This is a genomic window from Marinomonas spartinae (assembly GCF_900089775.1).
In the GTDB taxonomy this organism is placed as follows: domain Bacteria; phylum Pseudomonadota; class Gammaproteobacteria; order Pseudomonadales; family Marinomonadaceae; genus Marinomonas; species Marinomonas spartinae.
Genome location: NZ_FLOB01000005.1, coordinates 152,400 through 169,768 on the forward strand (window position 1 = coordinate 152,400; position 17,369 = coordinate 169,768).

The 17,369-nt window shown below is 43.3% G+C and carries 16 protein-coding genes; all 16 read left to right on the forward strand.

Going from position 1 to position 17,369, the window contains the following annotated elements; all coding sequences use genetic code 11:
• The first annotated feature begins 31 nt into the window (after positions 1–31).
• Entirely contained in the window at positions 32–835 is an 804-nt protein-coding gene (locus MSP8886_RS12500; protein ID WP_067016895.1) for an alpha/beta fold hydrolase, read from the forward strand.
• A complete protein-coding gene (gene bioC, locus MSP8886_RS12505; protein ID WP_083200941.1) occupies positions 780–1,625 on the forward strand; it encodes a malonyl-ACP O-methyltransferase BioC in 846 nt (281 codons plus the stop codon). The genes MSP8886_RS12500 and bioC overlap by 56 nt, the downstream gene beginning before the upstream one ends.
• 94 nt (positions 1,626–1,719) lie before the next feature.
• Positions 1,720–2,397 (forward strand): dethiobiotin synthase, encoded by a 678-nt coding sequence (bioD, locus tag MSP8886_RS12510; RefSeq protein ID WP_067016899.1) that lies wholly within the window; start codon positions 1,720–1,722, stop codon positions 2,395–2,397.
• 95 nt (positions 2,398–2,492) lie between these two features.
• Entirely contained in the window at positions 2,493–3,002 is a 510-nt protein-coding gene (locus MSP8886_RS12515) for a helix-turn-helix domain-containing protein (RefSeq protein ID WP_067016901.1), read from the forward strand.
• Positions 3,002–4,156, forward strand: a complete 1,155-nt coding sequence (locus MSP8886_RS12520) for a sensor histidine kinase (RefSeq protein ID WP_067016902.1) — start codon at positions 3,002–3,004, stop codon at positions 4,154–4,156. Before MSP8886_RS12515 ends, MSP8886_RS12520 begins: the two co-directional genes overlap by 1 nt.
• 1 nt (position 4,157) lies before the next feature.
• Positions 4,158–5,507 (forward strand): sigma-54-dependent transcriptional regulator, encoded by a 1,350-nt coding sequence (locus MSP8886_RS12525; protein WP_067016904.1) that lies wholly within the window; start codon positions 4,158–4,160, stop codon positions 5,505–5,507.
• An 89-nt stretch (positions 5,508–5,596) separates the two neighbouring features.
• Complete coding sequence (fliE, locus tag MSP8886_RS12530) at positions 5,597–5,959, forward strand: flagellar hook-basal body complex protein FliE (RefSeq protein ID WP_067016906.1); 363 nt, start codon at positions 5,597–5,599, stop codon at positions 5,957–5,959.
• Positions 5,960–5,986: 27 nt separating this feature from the next.
• Complete coding sequence (fliF, locus tag MSP8886_RS12535) at positions 5,987–7,666, forward strand: flagellar basal-body MS-ring/collar protein FliF (protein ID WP_067016908.1); 1,680 nt, start codon at positions 5,987–5,989, stop codon at positions 7,664–7,666.
• Positions 7,667–8,677, forward strand: coding sequence for a flagellar motor switch protein FliG (fliG, locus tag MSP8886_RS12540; RefSeq protein WP_067016909.1), 1,011 nt, complete (start codon positions 7,667–7,669; stop codon positions 8,675–8,677).
• 7 nt (positions 8,678–8,684) lie between these two features.
• Positions 8,685–9,488: a FliH/SctL family protein gene (locus MSP8886_RS12545; RefSeq protein WP_067016911.1), complete on the forward strand. Its 804-nt coding sequence runs from the start codon at positions 8,685–8,687 to the stop codon at positions 9,486–9,488.
• Between the two features lie 10 nt (positions 9,489–9,498).
• Positions 9,499–10,827 carry a flagellar protein export ATPase FliI gene (gene fliI / locus MSP8886_RS12550; protein ID WP_067016913.1) on the forward strand — a complete coding sequence of 443 codons (1,329 nt, stop codon included), beginning with the start codon at positions 9,499–9,501 and terminating at the stop codon, positions 10,825–10,827.
• A gap of 213 nt (positions 10,828–11,040) precedes the next feature.
• Positions 11,041–11,478 (forward strand): flagellar export protein FliJ, encoded by a 438-nt coding sequence (fliJ, locus tag MSP8886_RS12555; protein WP_067016915.1) that lies wholly within the window; start codon positions 11,041–11,043, stop codon positions 11,476–11,478.
• 35 nt (positions 11,479–11,513) lie between these two features.
• Entirely contained in the window at positions 11,514–13,373 is a 1,860-nt protein-coding gene (locus MSP8886_RS12560) for a hypothetical protein (RefSeq protein ID WP_067016917.1), read from the forward strand.
• Positions 13,374–13,379: 6 nt separating this feature from the next.
• Positions 13,380–15,314 (forward strand): methyl-accepting chemotaxis protein, encoded by a 1,935-nt coding sequence (locus tag MSP8886_RS12565; RefSeq protein WP_067016919.1) that lies wholly within the window; start codon positions 13,380–13,382, stop codon positions 15,312–15,314.
• Between the two features lie 33 nt (positions 15,315–15,347).
• The gene (locus tag MSP8886_RS12570) at positions 15,348–15,650 is read left to right on the forward strand and encodes an STAS domain-containing protein (RefSeq protein WP_083200943.1); all 303 of its coding nucleotides are present in this window, start codon (positions 15,348–15,350) and stop codon (positions 15,648–15,650) included.
• A 3-nt stretch (positions 15,651–15,653) separates the two neighbouring features.
• Positions 15,654–17,363, forward strand: a complete 1,710-nt coding sequence (locus MSP8886_RS12575; protein WP_067016923.1) for a fused response regulator/phosphatase — start codon at positions 15,654–15,656, stop codon at positions 17,361–17,363.
• Positions 17,364–17,369 lie beyond the last annotated feature (6 nt).

Below are 17,369 nucleotides of genomic sequence, written 5' to 3' on the forward strand. Positions count from 1 at the left end.
TAAGTAAAGGTAGTTGAGCTGAAGGGGAAACATGCGCAGACCAATAGAAACAGAACAGTTAGGGGATTCGATGAATCCAGCGATTTTTATGGTACCTGGCTGGGGAATGCCAAAGGAAGTGATGCGTCCTTTAGCGGAGCGCTTGAGTGACCGATTTTATGTTGTCTTGGCAAATCTGCCGGGGGTTTCATTAGATGAGGGCTGGATTGACCGGACTCGAATTGGTCCTAATTATGATATTGACGCCTTGAGCGAGCAGTTGATCGCAGTAGCACCGAAAGATTGTTGGTGGATCGGCTGGTCTCTTGGTGGCATGGTGTCGGCATATGTTGCGGCACGACGCTCAAGTTGTGTGAAAGGGTTAATCACGTTATCTGCATCGCCTAGTTTCTTGCGACGAGAAGGATGGCCTCATGGGATGGAGGTAGCGTTATTCGATGAATTCGCGACGCTAACGGCAAATCAGCCAGAGCAAGGCCTAAAGCGTTTTGTGATGTTGCAAACCAAAGGGGCTGTGAATGAACGGAGGTTGGTAAAACAGCTACAGTCTCTGCTACCGACTGGCACGCTGAACAAAGCGGCTTTGGTTGGCGGGTTGCGCTTGTTGAAAACGTTAGATGTGCGACGCGAATGGTCGCTTTTGGATCGTCCTAATCTTCATATTCTTGGGCGGGGTGATGCGCTTGTGTCTTATCAAACATTAACCACTCAAACTGATGTTAATCCACATCAAGAGGTCATTGTTATGCCAGATATAGCGCATCAAAGCTTTATGGAAAATGAGTCTGCCTGTTTACGTCATATTGAACAATTTATTAATGCCAACTCTCTCTAGTCGTGAAAATTTAACGTCGTATAAGCAACAAGTTGCCCAGCGCTTTGATCGTGCCGCCGTGACGTATGATGTTTATGCGCGTTTTCAGCAACAGGTTCTTGAGCGCCTTTTCCAAGTGTTGCCGCAGATGACGGTGGACTCTGTGTTAGATCTGGGGACAGGGACAGGGCGGGCTATTCCTCTGCTGCGTTCTTTATTCTCCCCTAATAGGTTGCTTGCCATGGACTTGTCCCAGCAGATGTTGTCGCAAGCCAGAATAGGAGTCCACTCCCAAGAGACATCTTTTATTTGTGCTGATGCCGAAGCTTTGCCCTTTGCGGATGAAACATTTGACTTGGTGTTGTCTAGCCTCGCATTGCAATGGTGTCTTCGACCTGATGTTTTATTTGATGGTTTGTATCAAGCGGTTAAACCTGGCGGCTATATAGTATTTTCCACCCTGTGTCACGGCTCTATGCCACAAATTGATCAGGCGTGGAAAAGTCTGGACGATAATATTCACGTGAATCAATACTCGACTTATGCGTCTTTGCTTGAGCAGGTGAGTAAGGGGGGCTGGGCGGTAACCGCTGCCGCTTTAGAGTCTATAACCATGTGGTTTGATTCGCCGGAGGAAGCGATTGATTCCATTAAAAAAGTGGGGGCGGGACTGGTTACAGGTCAAGCGCCGAAAGGCATGTCGCCCTCGAAGTGGCGGGCATTTTTGCAGCAATACGCTCAGTTGCGTCAAGCCGCTGGGGTGCCATTAAGTTATCAGGTGGCGTTTATTGTGGCGCAAAAGCCTTGTTAGCAATGGATCGCATTTCTTTGGTTAAGAAGAGTCTTTGATTAAAAGCTCTTTGAGTCATCGATTTTTTGAGTTAGATAAGAGAGTAGAGTGTTTTATGGGAAAGAAGTTTTTTGTCACCGCGACGGATACAGACGCCGGTAAAACCTATGTGACTACAGGGTTATTAAGAGCTGCGGGGCGTGCGGGTCTGCGTTCTCTTGGGCTTAAACCGATTGCCGCAGGGGCGGATAAGGTTGATGGTGTATTACGCAATGACGATGCCCTACTGATTCAGACCTCAAGCAGTGTTCAATTGCCTTATGAGCAAGTCAACCCTGTGGTGCTAGCGCCAGCCATTGCACCGCATATTGCGGCAGCGGATGAAGGTCGGTTGGTAACAGTTTCTCGTTTGGAAGGTTATTTAAAGGGAGCTTTGTTAACACCTAATGACTTAGCTCTAATTGAAGGTGCGGGTGGTTGGCGTGTTCCGTTAAATGATAGGGAGATGTTATCTGATTTGGCGAAATCGCTTGGTTTTCCTGTGATTCTAGTCGTTAATATGAAGTTGGGCTGCCTGAATCATGCGTTGTTAAGTGCTGAAGCGATTGTGCGCGATGGGCTGCCTTTGGCTGGGTGGGTAGCAAATGGTGGTCAAGAAAGTATGCCTCGTTACGAGGAAAATTTAGCCAGTTTGCAAGCGTTATTATCCGCCCCTTTATTAGGTACGTTGAGTTGGCAAGATGACGTGACAAAGTCAAATAAAGAGTTTGATCATATACTGGCTCAGTTATAATAAAAGCGATGGTCAAGCCTTTTAAAATCTGGCGCTTATTTAACTTTTAAGGGTTGAAACCTCAGATAAAAATCGCATTATTTAGGTTAAGAGATGTGTCGCGCATCTTAATTGTTATTACAGAGGGTAGCAAATTGAAGGCCTGGTTATGTGGATTAGATGATGAAGAGTTGACGTCTGTATCGAGTGTGCTGACGTTTATCGGCATTGAGCACAGTGCCTCTTTCACTGCGTTTCAGTTGCCTGATTTTGTTGTGATAGGTCAATCTATTGAGTCAATTGAGTTAGATGAGTCCATTTCTATCGTGTCTCTAAGCGAGACTTTGTCTATAATACCCCAAGATAATGTGTGGTTTTGTCCTTTGCCGTGGCGTTCCCAGACCTTATGGAGTGTTCTTAAAGAAATTCAGCAGAGGCGTCGTATGCCTCAGCCGTCTGGAGTGAACTTAAATTTACATGTTCGTCATTTGGAAGCGCTATTGATTCGTCAGGCGTTGGTGTCAGCGCAAGGTGTGGTGTCAAAAGCCGCTCAAAATTTACAGATTCAGCGTACTACCTTGATTGAAAAAATGCGTCGTTACAATATTGATAAGTCGGAGTTTTAGTGACTAAGGATGAAGAAATCGCCGAGTTAAAGGCTGCTTTTTATGCGTTTTCTGAGTCATCTGAGATCCTCGCTAAGTCCTATTTGGATTTACAAAAGCAAGTTGAACAATTATCTGCTCAACTTGAAAAGTCAGAGCAAGATCGTCTAGAAGAACAAGATAAAAACCGTGTTTTGGTCCAACAGTTCCAGCAGCTCTTTGAGTCTATGCCTGTAGGCGTTCTGTTACTTAATGCAGAAGGCATTATTGTAATGGCGAACCCTGTGGCAGATGGTCTTTTTGATATGAGGTTAGTGGGTGAGTCTTGGTCTGATATTGTACCAATATGCTTCACTCCCCAAAAAGACGATGGTCATGAGGTGAGTATGACATCGGGTCGGCGTGTTCGTGTAGAAACGGCATCGCTTGGTGATGTTCCTGGTCAATTATTGATCTTTGTTGATTTGACCGAAGCATATTTATTACAAAAAAAACTCACGCACCATGAACGCCTATCGACAATGGGGAAAATGGTGGCGGCGTTGGCTCATCAAGTTCGTACCCCTCTCTCTTCTGCTACTCTTTACGCAGGGCATCTGCAAAAACCGGATTTATCCCCTATTATGCGCCAGCGATTTGCGGATAAATTGGTAGATCGTCTGGCCAATATTGAGCGTCAGATTCGAGATATGCTGATTTTCTCTCGTAGTGACATTAAATTAAGTGACCATGTTAATGGGGAGGTGTTTCTTGAGGAGTTGATTGCGGAAGGGCGTGAGGTATGTGAACAAAAAAATATGGCTCTTATTGTTGACGGGGAAGGCAATACTGCATCTGTGTGGATACACTGTAATAAAGATACCCTAAAAGGTGCTTTACTAAACTTATTGAACAATGCCATCGATGCTCAGTCAGAAGGCACTAATATTCGTCTCCATTGGTATTGTGATGATAGGGTGATGCGTTTTTCGTTTGTTGATAGTGGCAAAGGCATGTCTGCTGAGCAGTTAGCGCATGTTCAGGAGGGGTTTGTTACCACAAAGCAGCACGGCACAGGATTAGGCTTGATGGTGGTGAAGGCGATTGCCAGAGCGCATCATGGAATTTTTGAAATAGATAGTAAAGAGGGTGTCGGGACGACAGCAACGCTGCAGCTTCCTCTTATAAAGGTGTGATATGTCTGATGTTAAATTACTGATTGTTGAAGATGATAAAGGACTGGCGGAAGCATTAGAAGATACCCTTATGTTAGCTGGCTATCAATGTAAGCTGGTTTTTTCGGCAGAAGACGCGGTTGTGGCTCTTAAGCAAAGTGTCTTTGATATGGTGGTGTCTGATGTCAATTTACCTGGCATGGATGGTTATGAGTTACTACGTCATGTAATTGATGGCTATCCAGAATTGCCTATTATGTTAATGACCGCTTATGGAGACATTGCCCATGCAGTTGAGGCCATGCGTGATGGGGCGGTGGATTATTTATTAAAGCCGTTTCAAGAGACTGAACTGTTGGCTGCCATTGAAAAATATACGGTCAAAAAAGTTGCAGCGCAAGGAAATCAGCCTATTGCTAAAGATCCATCCAGTATTGCTATGTTGGAGTTAGCGAAGCGTGTCGCGGTGACGGATTCAACGGTTCTTATATGTGGTGAAAGCGGAACCGGTAAAGAAGTATTGGCGAACTATATTCATCAAGAGTCCAGTCGCCATAAAGCCCCCTTTGTGGCTATTAATTGCGCGGCAATTCCTGAAAATATGCTAGAAGCAATTTTATTCGGCTATGAAAAAGGAGCTTACACAGGGGCGGTATCATCCCAAGCAGGGAAGTTTGAGCAGGCTAACGGAGGAACCTTGCTGCTGGATGAAATCTCCGAAATGGATATTGGTTTACAAGCGAAAATTTTGCGAGTGTTACAAGAGCACGAAGTCGAACGATTAGGTGGCAAAAAGGCCATACCGTTAGATGTGCGTATTATTGCCACGACTAACCGAGATTTGGCGGAGTATGTTCGTGAAGGGGGATTTCGAGAGGATTTGTACTACCGTTTGAATGTCTTTCCCTTGCGCTGGTTGCCCATTCGGGAGCGTAAAGGAGACATTTTGCCTATTGCGCAAAGTTCGTTAGAAAGGCATGCTGCAAAAATGCGTGTATCCAATGCGGTACTAAAACCTTCAGCACAAAGTAAACTTGAAGCTCATCCTTGGCCGGGTAATGTCCGTGAGCTGGATAATGTGATTCAAAGGGCGTTAATTTTGAGTCCCAATGGACTGATACATGAGGACCATATAGTTTTTGATATGATGAGTGCGCCTGCCACCAGTGATAGCAGTGAAGAGCCAGAGGAAAATAGTGCCGCTTCCATTTTAGGGAAAGGGGTGCAGCAACATGAATTTAGAATAATCGCACAAGCTTTGATTGATGCAAACGGAAAGCGTAAGCTTGTTGCTGATAAATTGGGCATTAGTCCAAGGACATTGCGCTATAAAATTGCTAAAATGCGAGAGTGTGGCATTGATGTGGATTGATTTTCGAGTCTTCTTTTAAATCTGTATATGCTAAAGTTTTATGAATGTTATGCTAAGCTATATATACATGTTTTTTGTAGGTGGGAAGTATGGTCACTAACAGACCAGACATTAATCAAGTTCTCTCTCAAATGAGGGAGATGAAGGCGCAAGTTCAATCGCCCGATTTATCCATGCCAAATATTTCCAAAATCGGTGGGGAGAAAGATGGTGGCACTGCCATTGAGCGTCCAGATTTTGCAGAAATGTTGAAAACGGCAGTTGATAACGTGAATGAGTTGCAGAAGAATGCATCGAATCTTGCTCAGGCTTATGAGCGTGGAGACCAAGGAGTGGACTTGCCTCAGGTCATGATAGGTCTGCAAAAATCGAGTGTTTCATTTGAAGCTATGACTCAGGTACGTAATAAATTGGTCGATGCGTATGAAAAAATCATGAATATGCCTATTTAGGTATGATACATCGCTTGGCGCTTTTAAATGGATAATGTCCCTGCAGAACAATCAGAACAAAAGCTCTACCTTGAGCTTCTGACAGGCTTTAATAAGTTAACGGTCATTAGACAGTTAGCATTAATGGTCGGCCTTGCTGCGTCTATAGCTATTGCGCTTGCGGCGGTGTTGTGGTCAAACGGAACAGATTACAAGCCTGTTCTAAGCAGCATTACGAATTATAATGCTGACCAAATCGTAGATATCCTCAATTCGAATAGTATCCCTTTCAAAATCGACGAAAATACAGGCGCTTTACTGGTGGCGTCTGATAAATACCAACAAGCCCGTCTTAAGTTGGCCGGCTCCGGTATTGTTTCTGACAAAAATGTGGGTATGGAAATCATGGATAAAGACCAAGGTTTCGGTACCTCTCAGTTCGTTGAAAATGCTCGTTATCGGCGAGGCTTGGAGGGCGAGTTAAGTAAAACCATTGCCAGCTTACAAAGTGTCAAATCGGCGCGGGTGCATCTGGCTATTCCCAAAGAGTCCGTGTTTGTTCGTGACACGCGAAAGCCGACGGCTTCTGTGTTTGTGGAGCTTTACCCTGGTCGTCGTTTGGATCACAGTCAGGTGGATGCCATTGTTAACTTGGTGTCTTCAAGTATTTCTCAGTTAACTGATGACAATGTCACTGTGGTAGATCAGCGAGGTACACTTTTAACCGAAAAGGATAAATCATCGGATCTGTCTGTGGCAGGGAAGCAATTTGAGTATACCCGAAAAGTGGAAGATGCGCTCCAGCAACGAGTCAATAGTATTCTCGATCCGGTGGTCGGGAGTGGCCATTTTAAAGCCGAAGTATCGGCGGATGTGGATTTTAATGCCGTTGAGCAAACGGCGGAGCAATACAATCCAGATTTGTTGGCTTTGCGCAGTGAGCAAACCCTGAAAGAAAATAAAACTGGGGGAGCGGCAAAGGGAGGGATACCAGGGGCATTGAGTAACCAGCCTCCAGGAGCCGTGTCCGCACCAGAAACGGTTGATGAAAACGGGGCGCCAATTGGTGCTTCGACAACGAATAAGGTGACGGACGGCCAGTCTAAAGTTGAGACCACGCGGAATTTTGAGCTTGACCGTAGTATTAGTTATACCAAACATCAGCAAGGGAAAATTAAACGTCTTTCTGTGGCTGTTGTGGTTGATGATATTACCTCTATTGACCCCAAAACGAATAAAGTGGTCAGAACGCCTTGGAGTGATGAAGAATTGGGTCGTCTGACGCTCTTGGTTCGTGATGCGGTAGGTTATGATCCGTCAAGAGGGGACAGTGTCAGTGTTATTAATTCACCGTTTGCTCCCGTTGAATCTCAAGAACCTGCACCAGAACCCCCTTTTTACAAGCAAACTTGGTTCTTGGATTTATTGAAGCCAAGCTTAGTTGGGATTTTTGTTCTATTGTTATTGTTGGTTGTTGTTCGTCCAATTTTGAAGTCGCTTAGTGATCAGAATAAGATCGCTGTTGCGGAGGATACCGAAGCAAATATTTTCTCCGATGAGACTGATGAAATTTCCGATGATCAAGTGTCTTTAGTCAGTGCGGAAGATGTGATGGTGCCAGGATCGCCAGAGAAAATTGATCGTCAGATTAACGCAATTCGAGGCCTGATTGCTGAAGAGCCAGAGCGGGTGGCGCAGGTTGTTAAACAATGGGTGATGGAAGGGTAAATGAGCAATACTGGGCAAACTGATTTAAGCTCCTTAGAAAAAGCTGCCATCCTCTTGATGTCGTTGGGTGAGTCTGATGCTGCGCAAATTCTAAAGCACATGGGGCCAAAGGAAGTACAACGTATTGGTCAAACGATGGCGCAGCTTTCCAACGTGCAGCGCCATCAAGTAGAAAAAGTATTGGACGATTTTTTAGTCTTGGTTGGCGATCAAACTGGCCTTGGTTTGGGAGCCGATGGTTATATTCGAAATATGCTGAAAGAAGCGCTTGGTGATGAGAAAGCGGGTAGTTTGATCGATCGCATATTGTTGGGCGGAAACACTACAGGTCTTGATACACTCAAATGGATGGAACCTCGTGCTGTCGCCGATGTGATTCGCTATGAGCATCCGCAGATTCAAGCGATTGTTATCTCTTATTTGGATCCTGATCAAGCTGCAGATATTTTAGCGAACTTTGATGAACGTGTCCGTCTGGATATCGTGTTACGGGTCGCCTCGCTGGAAACGGTTCAGCCAGCGGCCCTACAAGAACTGAACGATATTCTCGAAAGACAATTTTCTGGTAATCAATCCACTCAGTCTACTTCGATTGGTGGGGTTCGTACCGCTGCCAATATCATGAACTTTATTGATAGTTCTGTTGAGTCTGAGTTGATGGAATCTATTCGCGATGTGGATGAAGATTTAGCGAATACCATTCAGGACCTTATGTTTGTCTTTGATAATTTATTGGATGTGGATGATCGTGGTATTCAGGTGATTTTGCGTGAAGTAGAATCTGAAACATTGATTTTGGCACTCAAAGGTGCTGATCCGGATATGCAAGAAAAGGTCTTCAAAAATATGTCATCTCGTGCGGCAGACATGCTTAAAGATGATCTTGAGGCAAAAGGCCCTGTTCGAGTCAGTGAAGTAGAAGTTGCGCAAAAAGAAATTCTGGCTGTTGCCAGACGTCTCGCTGAAAATGGGGAAATCGTACTCGGTGGTGGCGGTGAGCAGATGGTTTAATTAAGTAATGTCAGATAAAAAAAAGGATGACTCCGAGCGTAAGCTAACTGCTTATGAGCGTTGGGAGTTGCCACACTTAGAAAGTAATCAAGAAAAAAAGGCTTTCTCTCCTGGTATTCTTGTTCAGAAAGAAGAAACCGTCACGATGGAAGAAGTGGACCAAGATAGCTTGGTTTACGAGCCCTTAACCGCCTCTCAGTTGGAAGAAATAAGATCGGCAGCCTATGAAGAAGGTTTCATTCAAGGCGAAGCAGAGGGTCATGCGAAAGGCTATGAAGATGGACGCGCACAAGGTGAGATAAATGGCTTTGAGTCTGGGTTTGAAAAAGGGGCTGAAAAGGGTAAGGAAGAAGGCCACTCCGAAGCCATAGACCTTGCTAAAACACAGTTAGAAGCGTTAGAGAACGTGTTAGCCAACGTGGTTCAGGAAATCGTCCATCCTCTGGAAGAAAGTCGTGCTGGTGTTGAGGTTCTACTGTACAAAACGATGGTACGCATGGTCGAAAATATTTGTTTATCGCAAATGAAGGAAGAAGGTCATCGTGTATTGAAAGATCAATTGGCGCGCATTTTTGACGAAATGGGGGAATTTGAAGGACGTATACGCTTGAAATTGCATCCTGATACAGTCGATGTATTGGAGTCTTTAGATGTTGATGATCGTCTTGTCTTGCAAGTCGAGCCAGATGCCAGTCTGATCGAAGGCGGTTTTGTGTTGGATTGTAAGTCATTTCACGTGGATGGTCGTGTCGAGCAGCGTTTAGAATCTGTATGTAACGAGCTGCACAACCTTTCTGATTCCGAACAATAAGGCCTTATTGGTGTCAACTCTCGAAGAACGCTTGCAAAAGCTACTCAGTATCTCATCTACCTCTTTACTCCCTCAGTTGGAAGGGAAGGTAACACGCATGGTGGGGCTAACCATGGAAGCGGTAGGCTGTATTGTGGCTTTGGGGGATCGTTGCTTAGTTCAAGTCCGTAAAGACCGTTGGGTTGAATCTGAAGTGGTTGGTTTTACCGGTAATTTAACCTATTTAATGCCCACTGAGGCCATTGATGGTATTTCCCCTGGAGCACGTGTCCGGCCGATGCTTGAAGAAGGTAGATTGCCAATAGGGGAGGAGTTATTAGGCCGTGTTATTAATGGTTTAGGTAAGCCATTAGATGGTAAAGGCACAGTGAAAGCCAAAGACTCGGTTGGGTTACAGTGTGACGCTATTAATCCTTTGCAGCGTAAGCCGATTAGTGAACCGTTAGACGTTGGTATTAAAGCGATTAATAGCCTTCTAACAGTTGGTAAGGGGCAGCGCTTGGGTTTATTTGCTGGTAGTGGGGTGGGGAAAAGTATGCTATTGGGCATGATGACACGCTTTACTGAAGCCGATATCACCATTGTTGGTCTGATTGGTGAGCGGGGACGAGAGGTAAAAGAGTTTATTGAGCAAATTTTGGGAGAAGAGGGGCTAGCTCGTTCTGTTGTTGTGGCTTCTCCAGCGGATGATTCTGCATTGATGCGCTTGCGAGCAGCTATGCTCACTACGCGTATTGCCGAGTATTACCGAGATCAAGGAAAAAGTGTTTTGCTTTTGATGGATTCATTGACTCGATATGCTCAAGCTCAGCGAGAAATTGCATTGTCGGTCGGTGAGCCGCCGGCAACCAAAGGTTATCCACCTTCAGTTTTTTCGAAATTACCTCAATTAGTCGAACGGGCGGGAAATGGCCGTGATGGTGGTGGCTCTATAACAGCTTTTTATACGGTTTTAACAGAAGGGGATGATCAGCAAGATCCCATTGCTGACGCTGCCCGTGCGATTCTGGATGGGCACTTAGTCTTGTCGCGCCGTTTGGCAGAAGAGGGGCATTATCCTGCCATTGATATAGAGGCATCCATTTCTCGAGCCATGCCAAATATTGTGAGTGAGGCGCATTTGCAAGGTGCAATGCGCATAAAGCAGCTTTACTCGAAGTACCAGCAAAATCAGGACTTAATCGCTATTGGTGCTTATAATCAGGGTAGTGATCCGGATTTGGATCAAGCGATTTATCGTATGCCAGACATTAGAGCGTTTCTTCAGCAATCCCTCACCGAAAAATTCACCATTGATGAAAGCCTAGAGGCACTCGTTGCTGCTATGACAAAAGAGTAAGAGTACGTTTTTGTTAAGCAATTTATACATTGAAGCCTGATATCGTCTAGTATTTAATAAGGAATAGGCATAAAAGGTGCAAATAAATACCCTTTTTTTCTATGGTTTGTCATTATTACTTTATTGTCATCGTCTAAAAAGACAAGATGGCCCTTGTGGTTGTTTTAAGTGCACAATACGGATTCGAGCGTTAAGCCTAGATAGAGAGTGAATATGAAGCCTAAATCACAACGAGTACAGCTTTTAATTGATCTCGCTAAGCGAAAAGAGGAGGCCATTTCTAGGCAACTCGCTAACGATAGAGCTAAAGTAGAATACGATAAAAACAAGCTTAACGAGTTGAAAGAGTATGCGGGTCAGTACGAGTCAGAACGTAACTTGTTAGGGTTAAGTCCATATTTGACAACCAATTACCAGCATTTTGTGGATCGTGTTCAGCAGGCCATTCATCAACAAGAAGCCGCTATAGGTCGATCTGAACAGCAAGCCGATATGACAATGCGAGGGTGGCAGGAGGCAAAAGTCAAAACGCAAAGCATGGATTGGTTAAAAAACAAATATAAGAAAATTGAGCAAGCGCAGGAAGATAGAAAGGAACAGCAGCAAAATGATGAGCTTTCTATGCGGCGTTTTTTCAATAATAACGATTGAATGTTTAAAGGAAAAGATGGACGAGGGGGGAAAGGATGTTGCTAGAAAACCATACGCCTACCGTTTTTTCCTCTCTGAGTAGCCTTTCTTCTGCACTCTATTTGTATTCGTCTTCGCCAAAACAAGGAATGATAGCGCTAGGAAAGGCCATTTCATTGCTTCGTCAGCAAGCAAAACAGGATGTTAATTCCCTCTCCTTTCTGGCTCGTTTAGAGTTAATGCAGGAGGCTGTGGAGTCTTCGATTAGGCTGGGTGCTGTTTATGATGCCGATTTATATCAGGCGTTCTTTGAGGCATCGGATGCCTTGGAACAAGTTATTTATGCGTCTTCTCTTGAGGGGGATTATAGCGAACAAGCCCTGTTTTTATTAGATCGGCAGCGTACTTGTTGGCAAGTATTAGAGGCTTCACTTGGGCGTCGGGCTTATTCCCCTGTATGCCATTATTATACTGAATTCAAGGAGTCTTCTCGTTTCCCATTAAGCAAGATATTGCAATCATTATCTCAAATTGGTGAGGTAGCTTTCCATCTTGACAGTGCCTCTTCAGAAGAAGAGCTTAATGGCATTATTAACCTGAAAACGCCTCAGCCAATGGCTTGGTTACAGTCGCAGTATACTCACCTTACATGGCGTCTTGGTGTTGAAGAAGAGAGTAAGAAAACAAATTCAGTACAGCAGATCACTTTTCCTGCCGCCACTTATTCAAGCCTTTTTTTGTCAAGTTACTTACCAAGGCAAGAGCATTATTATGTATTGGATACTTTAGCAGCGTGGATTCATTCTAATGTTTACCAAGCTTTTGCTGAATGTTTTTCTCCTGTGAACTTTGTGGGACAGATTGAACAGGCTTCTCGTCGAGTTCCCTTTACTGACTTAGTTCATCCAATATCATTCGATAGCCCTACTCTGTCTGCTTTGCCAATAAGAATATCCGGTGCTTTTTGGGCATACTTTCAAGGTGAAAAGAATGATTCGTCGTCCATGTTGAGTCAGGATAAGTGCAATGCGCTTATTTATTTGGGGAGGGATCACCTTTCCTCCAATGTATATGTGGTAGAAAGTAAACATCATGTTTTTGTGTTGGATCAAGGCGATTGCCAAGGCGTTTACCCTTTTGATCCTTTAGCTCTATACCAAGTAGATGGTCATGAAAATAAATGGTGCTATAGCTATCAAGAAGGGCGTATAGCACAAGTTGTCTTTGCTGCTACAACATTAGATGAAATGAGTGAGAAGAGTGCTGTCTTAGAGGGGGGCAAGCAAGTTGTCTTGATTTCGCAAGGTGGGAAACTGTATGCAGTTGTTTGTTCCAAGGTAACGGTTTCTGAAGCCGTATGTGGGTACTGTGATTGTATTGGACAATTGGCGAAAAATATCTGGCTTACGAGCTATGGAGATGTCTTTTTAGAGCCTTGGTTAATGGAAAATGTGTCTTTCGTAAATTATGTCGCCCCTAAAAGGAATGACATCAAAGAGGCGACAAAAAATGGTTATTATCAATTGACTGTATCAGGTGTTTCTATTTGGCTTGAAGCTAGTCTAGTTCAAGCTATATTGCCCTATGATGTGTGTAAAAAAGTCGGGGAAGTATTGGTTTATGGTATACAGTATTTTCAGCGCTTTATTAGAGGGATAGGCGATAAAACGGTAGCTTTCTCTATAGTAATAAAAGGTTTAGGAGGTTTTGTTATTGATGCTCAAACGTGTGTATGGCACGAGAAAGTATCAATAGAGCCATGTGAAGACATCGCTTCTTTTATAGTGCAAAAAGAGACTGACTTTGTTGTGACTCTTTGTAGTAATGAAAATAATAAAGACTATATTCTTAATACAAGAAACGTTGATGACTTTGTTGCCTTTGTTTGGCCGGCGTTGTCTTTACCAAAGGAATAATGAATTATGAAAAAGCCACATTCTCCTTTTAGTCAGCCAAGGGCGCAGCTAGTAAATGCAATGCAAAAAGGGTTTTTCTGTATTGTTTTATTGTTGATTATTAGCGCTTTTGGCTTATATAAGTTTATGGATATTGGATCCCATCAGAGCTCCTCACATAATAATGATTTGCTATCGTTAGAAAATAGGCTTCATCATGCTGAAATTGATTGGTTGGAGTGGCTTTCTATTAGTGATAGTCAGATTGCCGCCCCGCAAAATGTACATTCTGTCGAGGAGATACATAATTCTCTAGTGAATGAATATTCTGAAATCAATTTGCAGTTAGGTGTGCTGAAAAAAGAAGACTATCAACTGTCTGAACTCAATGTTGATGATGTATTGTCTTTTTTGAGAAAGATTGAAAAAAAAGTAAAAGAGAATGTTCCGATAAGTGCCCAAGAGCGTTCTTATATTTATGGCATTATCAAAAAGAATAACCGCATTGACATTAAATTGATGGAGGTGGAAGTCTCGGAGGATTTTAATTATACAGTCTTCACTCATAAAATGACTTGGCTGCTTTTTGCCATACTTGGTGGGTTGGCCGTTATTGTTATTTTGTTTGGTTATTATTTTGTTCGACGATTATCTAAAGGTTTATCTCACTTGCAGCTTGTCATTGAGCACCATAAGCAGGGTGGTTTGACGCAGGATGTCAATTATCATCGTATAGATGAATTCACTGATATAGGGCGTCTTTTGGATAATGAATTGTCGTCACGGGAGTTTGATCGCCAAGCTGCACTAGATCGCTTGGATGTGATCCAGTTGGCAATAGGCCAGTTAAACTCCCCTTTTCTGATTGCCAAGCATAATGGTGATGTTGTTTGGGTGAGTCAGGGATTGATGGCGCTATGGAAAAACAATATTGAAAAATTTGAAGCGTATTTTGAGATTGATGATGGTTTGGACAGTCCGTTAGGTGAGCAATTATCTAGCCGTGTATTATTAGGACTAAATGAGGCGCGTCTGCTATTAGCGGAAGGTAATTATGTTATTCACATTCAACGGATCGGTGATGGCAAGACCAATGTTGAAGAAGAGCAGGAAGCTTCTGATTACTATTTGATGACACTAACCTCTTTGTCTGAGGTAGCTGAGATTGAGGTGATTCGCAAAAGTGTCGAGCTAATGAGGCAAGATGTTTGGAGTTTACCTATTCGAATTTTGCGTGAAGACTCGCCTTTTTCAACATTTTCTAGTGACTTGGAAGGGGTAAGACAGAGGGTGCTGTCTTTACTTGAGTGCGCGCAAGAGCAGCAAAACGAGGCTGATTATAAGGTCAAGATTACTAAACTACAACAAATCGAAACCCTTTTAAATAAAGAAATAAACGACAATCATTCTTATGATAAAGATGTCTTAGTGGTGCCTAAAGAAGTGGTTCATCCACTGCCAGACTTGCAGTTACTGGATGAGCTTGGATCTATGTCGTATTTATCTGAGCAGATTCATGATTCCGTATTAGTTGGTTACGAGTTGCTGTTGCAAAGGCTAACAATGGTAGAAAAAGATATAGCAGGTGATGCTATGTTGCTGGACGAAGTCTATCGTTGCCTTAACGAGGTTAGAGCAGGCGTCCTATCGAGTTTAGCAGCAACAGAAGGAGAAAGTGAAGCGGTACGTCGACGTTTTTCGATGGACTTGAATCACGACATTGATACGGTTCAAAGGCATATTGAGTCTATTAAAGAAATGGTTGATTCAACCCTGTCCCTGTTATCAGCAGATAGAAGTGTCGGATTGGCTAGGCTGGAACGAGCAAAACAATCAGTCGTTGAGCTAGGGGAGCGTATTCATGTCTTGCTGGACAAAGAGCGCTCTTATCAGCAGGGTGAGGCTTCACAGGTTGGCTTGATTTCCAAGAATGATAATAACAGCCAAATAGATGAGTTCTAGTGACTTCAATTGCTATAACTCAAGGAGTATATAGTGGTTGAAAATGTATTTGATGCAAATGTTGAGCACCTCGTAATACGTGTTAATGGCCGTTTTGATTACAGTTGTCATAAGGTTTTTCGAGATGCTTTTGTTTTGGCTCCACGAGCCAAAAGTTACGAAGTGGATCTTGCGCATGTTGAGTACCTTGATAGCTCGGCTTTAGGGATGCTGCTCTTGTTAAGGGACTATGCGGGCGGTGAAGAGTCCCATGTCGCTTTAACAAATAGTTCAAAGGCGGTAAATGATTTATTGAAAATGGCAAACTTTAACCGTTTGTTCGATATATCTGAGTAGTATATGAAAAGTGCTTTAACTATTTTAATTGCTGATGATAATCCATCGGATCGATTGCTGTTGGGTGCCATGCTAAAGCAGTTTGGTCATCATGTGATTGTTGCGAAAGATGGACAAGAGGCTGTTGATCTTTTTGATCCAGAGGTTATTCAACTAGTCTGTTTAGATGTCAGAATGCCGCATAAAAATGGTTGGGAAGCTGCTGTTGAAATTCAGAACCTTGCTCTAGATAGTTTTATTCCTATTGTATTTCTTTCCGGGGTGACAGACCCTGTTGCTTTGTCTAATTGCCTCGAAGTCGGTGGCGCAGACTTTATTGCCAAGCCTTATAATCCTGCATTGGTTACGGCAAAACTGAATGCTATTGCGCGTTTGTTAGTAATGCAAAAAACGCTAGAAGATCAGCGTGATGCCATGGCTTGGTACAATGAACAGTTGGTTCATGAACAAGAGATGGCGAAAGAAATTTATGAAAATATCACTCACTCCAACTGTCTTAATGATCCTGCGATAACGACTTACCATCATGCTAGTCATACATTTAATGGTGATGTGATTTTAGCGGCTTATAAACCTAATGGTGGTATGCATTTATTATTAGGGGATTTTACTGGTCATGGTTTATCCGCTGCGATTGGTGCATTGCCGCTCGCCGATATTTTCTTCGATTGGACAAAAAAAGGCTTTTTGATGCGGCAAATTATTCCGGAGATGAATGCTCGGTTGAAAAGCATTTTGCCGGCGAATATGTTTTGCAGCGCCGCTTTTATTGATATTAAAGCGAATGAAAAAAATGTTGAGGTTTGGAATGGCGGGTTGCCAGATTTATTGTTTTTTTCGCAATCGAAAAAGGAGCCAAGGCACTTAATTTCTAAAAATTTTCCCCTTGGTGCAGTGTCACCTACTCGGTTTGAGTGTGTTGTTGAACCTATCTCTTATGTGCCTGGTGACACGCTTATTTCCTACTCTGATGGTGTCTATGAGGCAGCTGACCGCAATGGCGTGATGTTTTGTGAGTCAGTTCTCAAGCCGCTTTACGAGGGAGACGTTAAGCCCAGCGACAGTATTCACTGGTTGGTCGATCGTTTAAAGGTTGAGGGGGTGTTAGATAACCCCCATGATGATATTTCCTGCTTGGGTATATCTCTTGATACTTGTATCGGTGTAAATTCTCTGTCTGATCAAGAGGTTGCTGGCTCGGTGGATTTGCCAGCTGATTTTTCGTTTGAATACAAACTCAGTGCAGAGTCTCTTAGAACTACGGATCCTCTGCCTTATGTCTTGCAAATCATCACCACTGTGCCTGGACTGAGTAGCTATTCTAGCCAAGTGTTTATGATATTGTCGGAGTTGTATTCTAATGCGCTAGAGCATGGTGTATTAGGTTTGGATTCCAGTAAGAAAAATACCCTAGATGGTTTTTCTGTTTATTATAAAGAGCGTGAACAGGCATTAGCTTCTTTGCAAGATGGTTTTGTGAAGATTTCTGCCAAGGTTGTCTCGGATAAACAGTTAGGGCAATTGATTTTAGAAGTGGAGGATAGTGGTAAAGGCTTTGATTATGAATCATTAGACTTCACTTTAGGGTCTACTGATGTGCCTTATAATCGCGGCTTGGCATTATTGTATCAGATTTGTCAGAAAATCAGTTTTTCTAATGGCGGTCGAACGGTAACCGCCCATTTCCATTGGCGTCCAGAAAAGAATACCTAGGTTGGC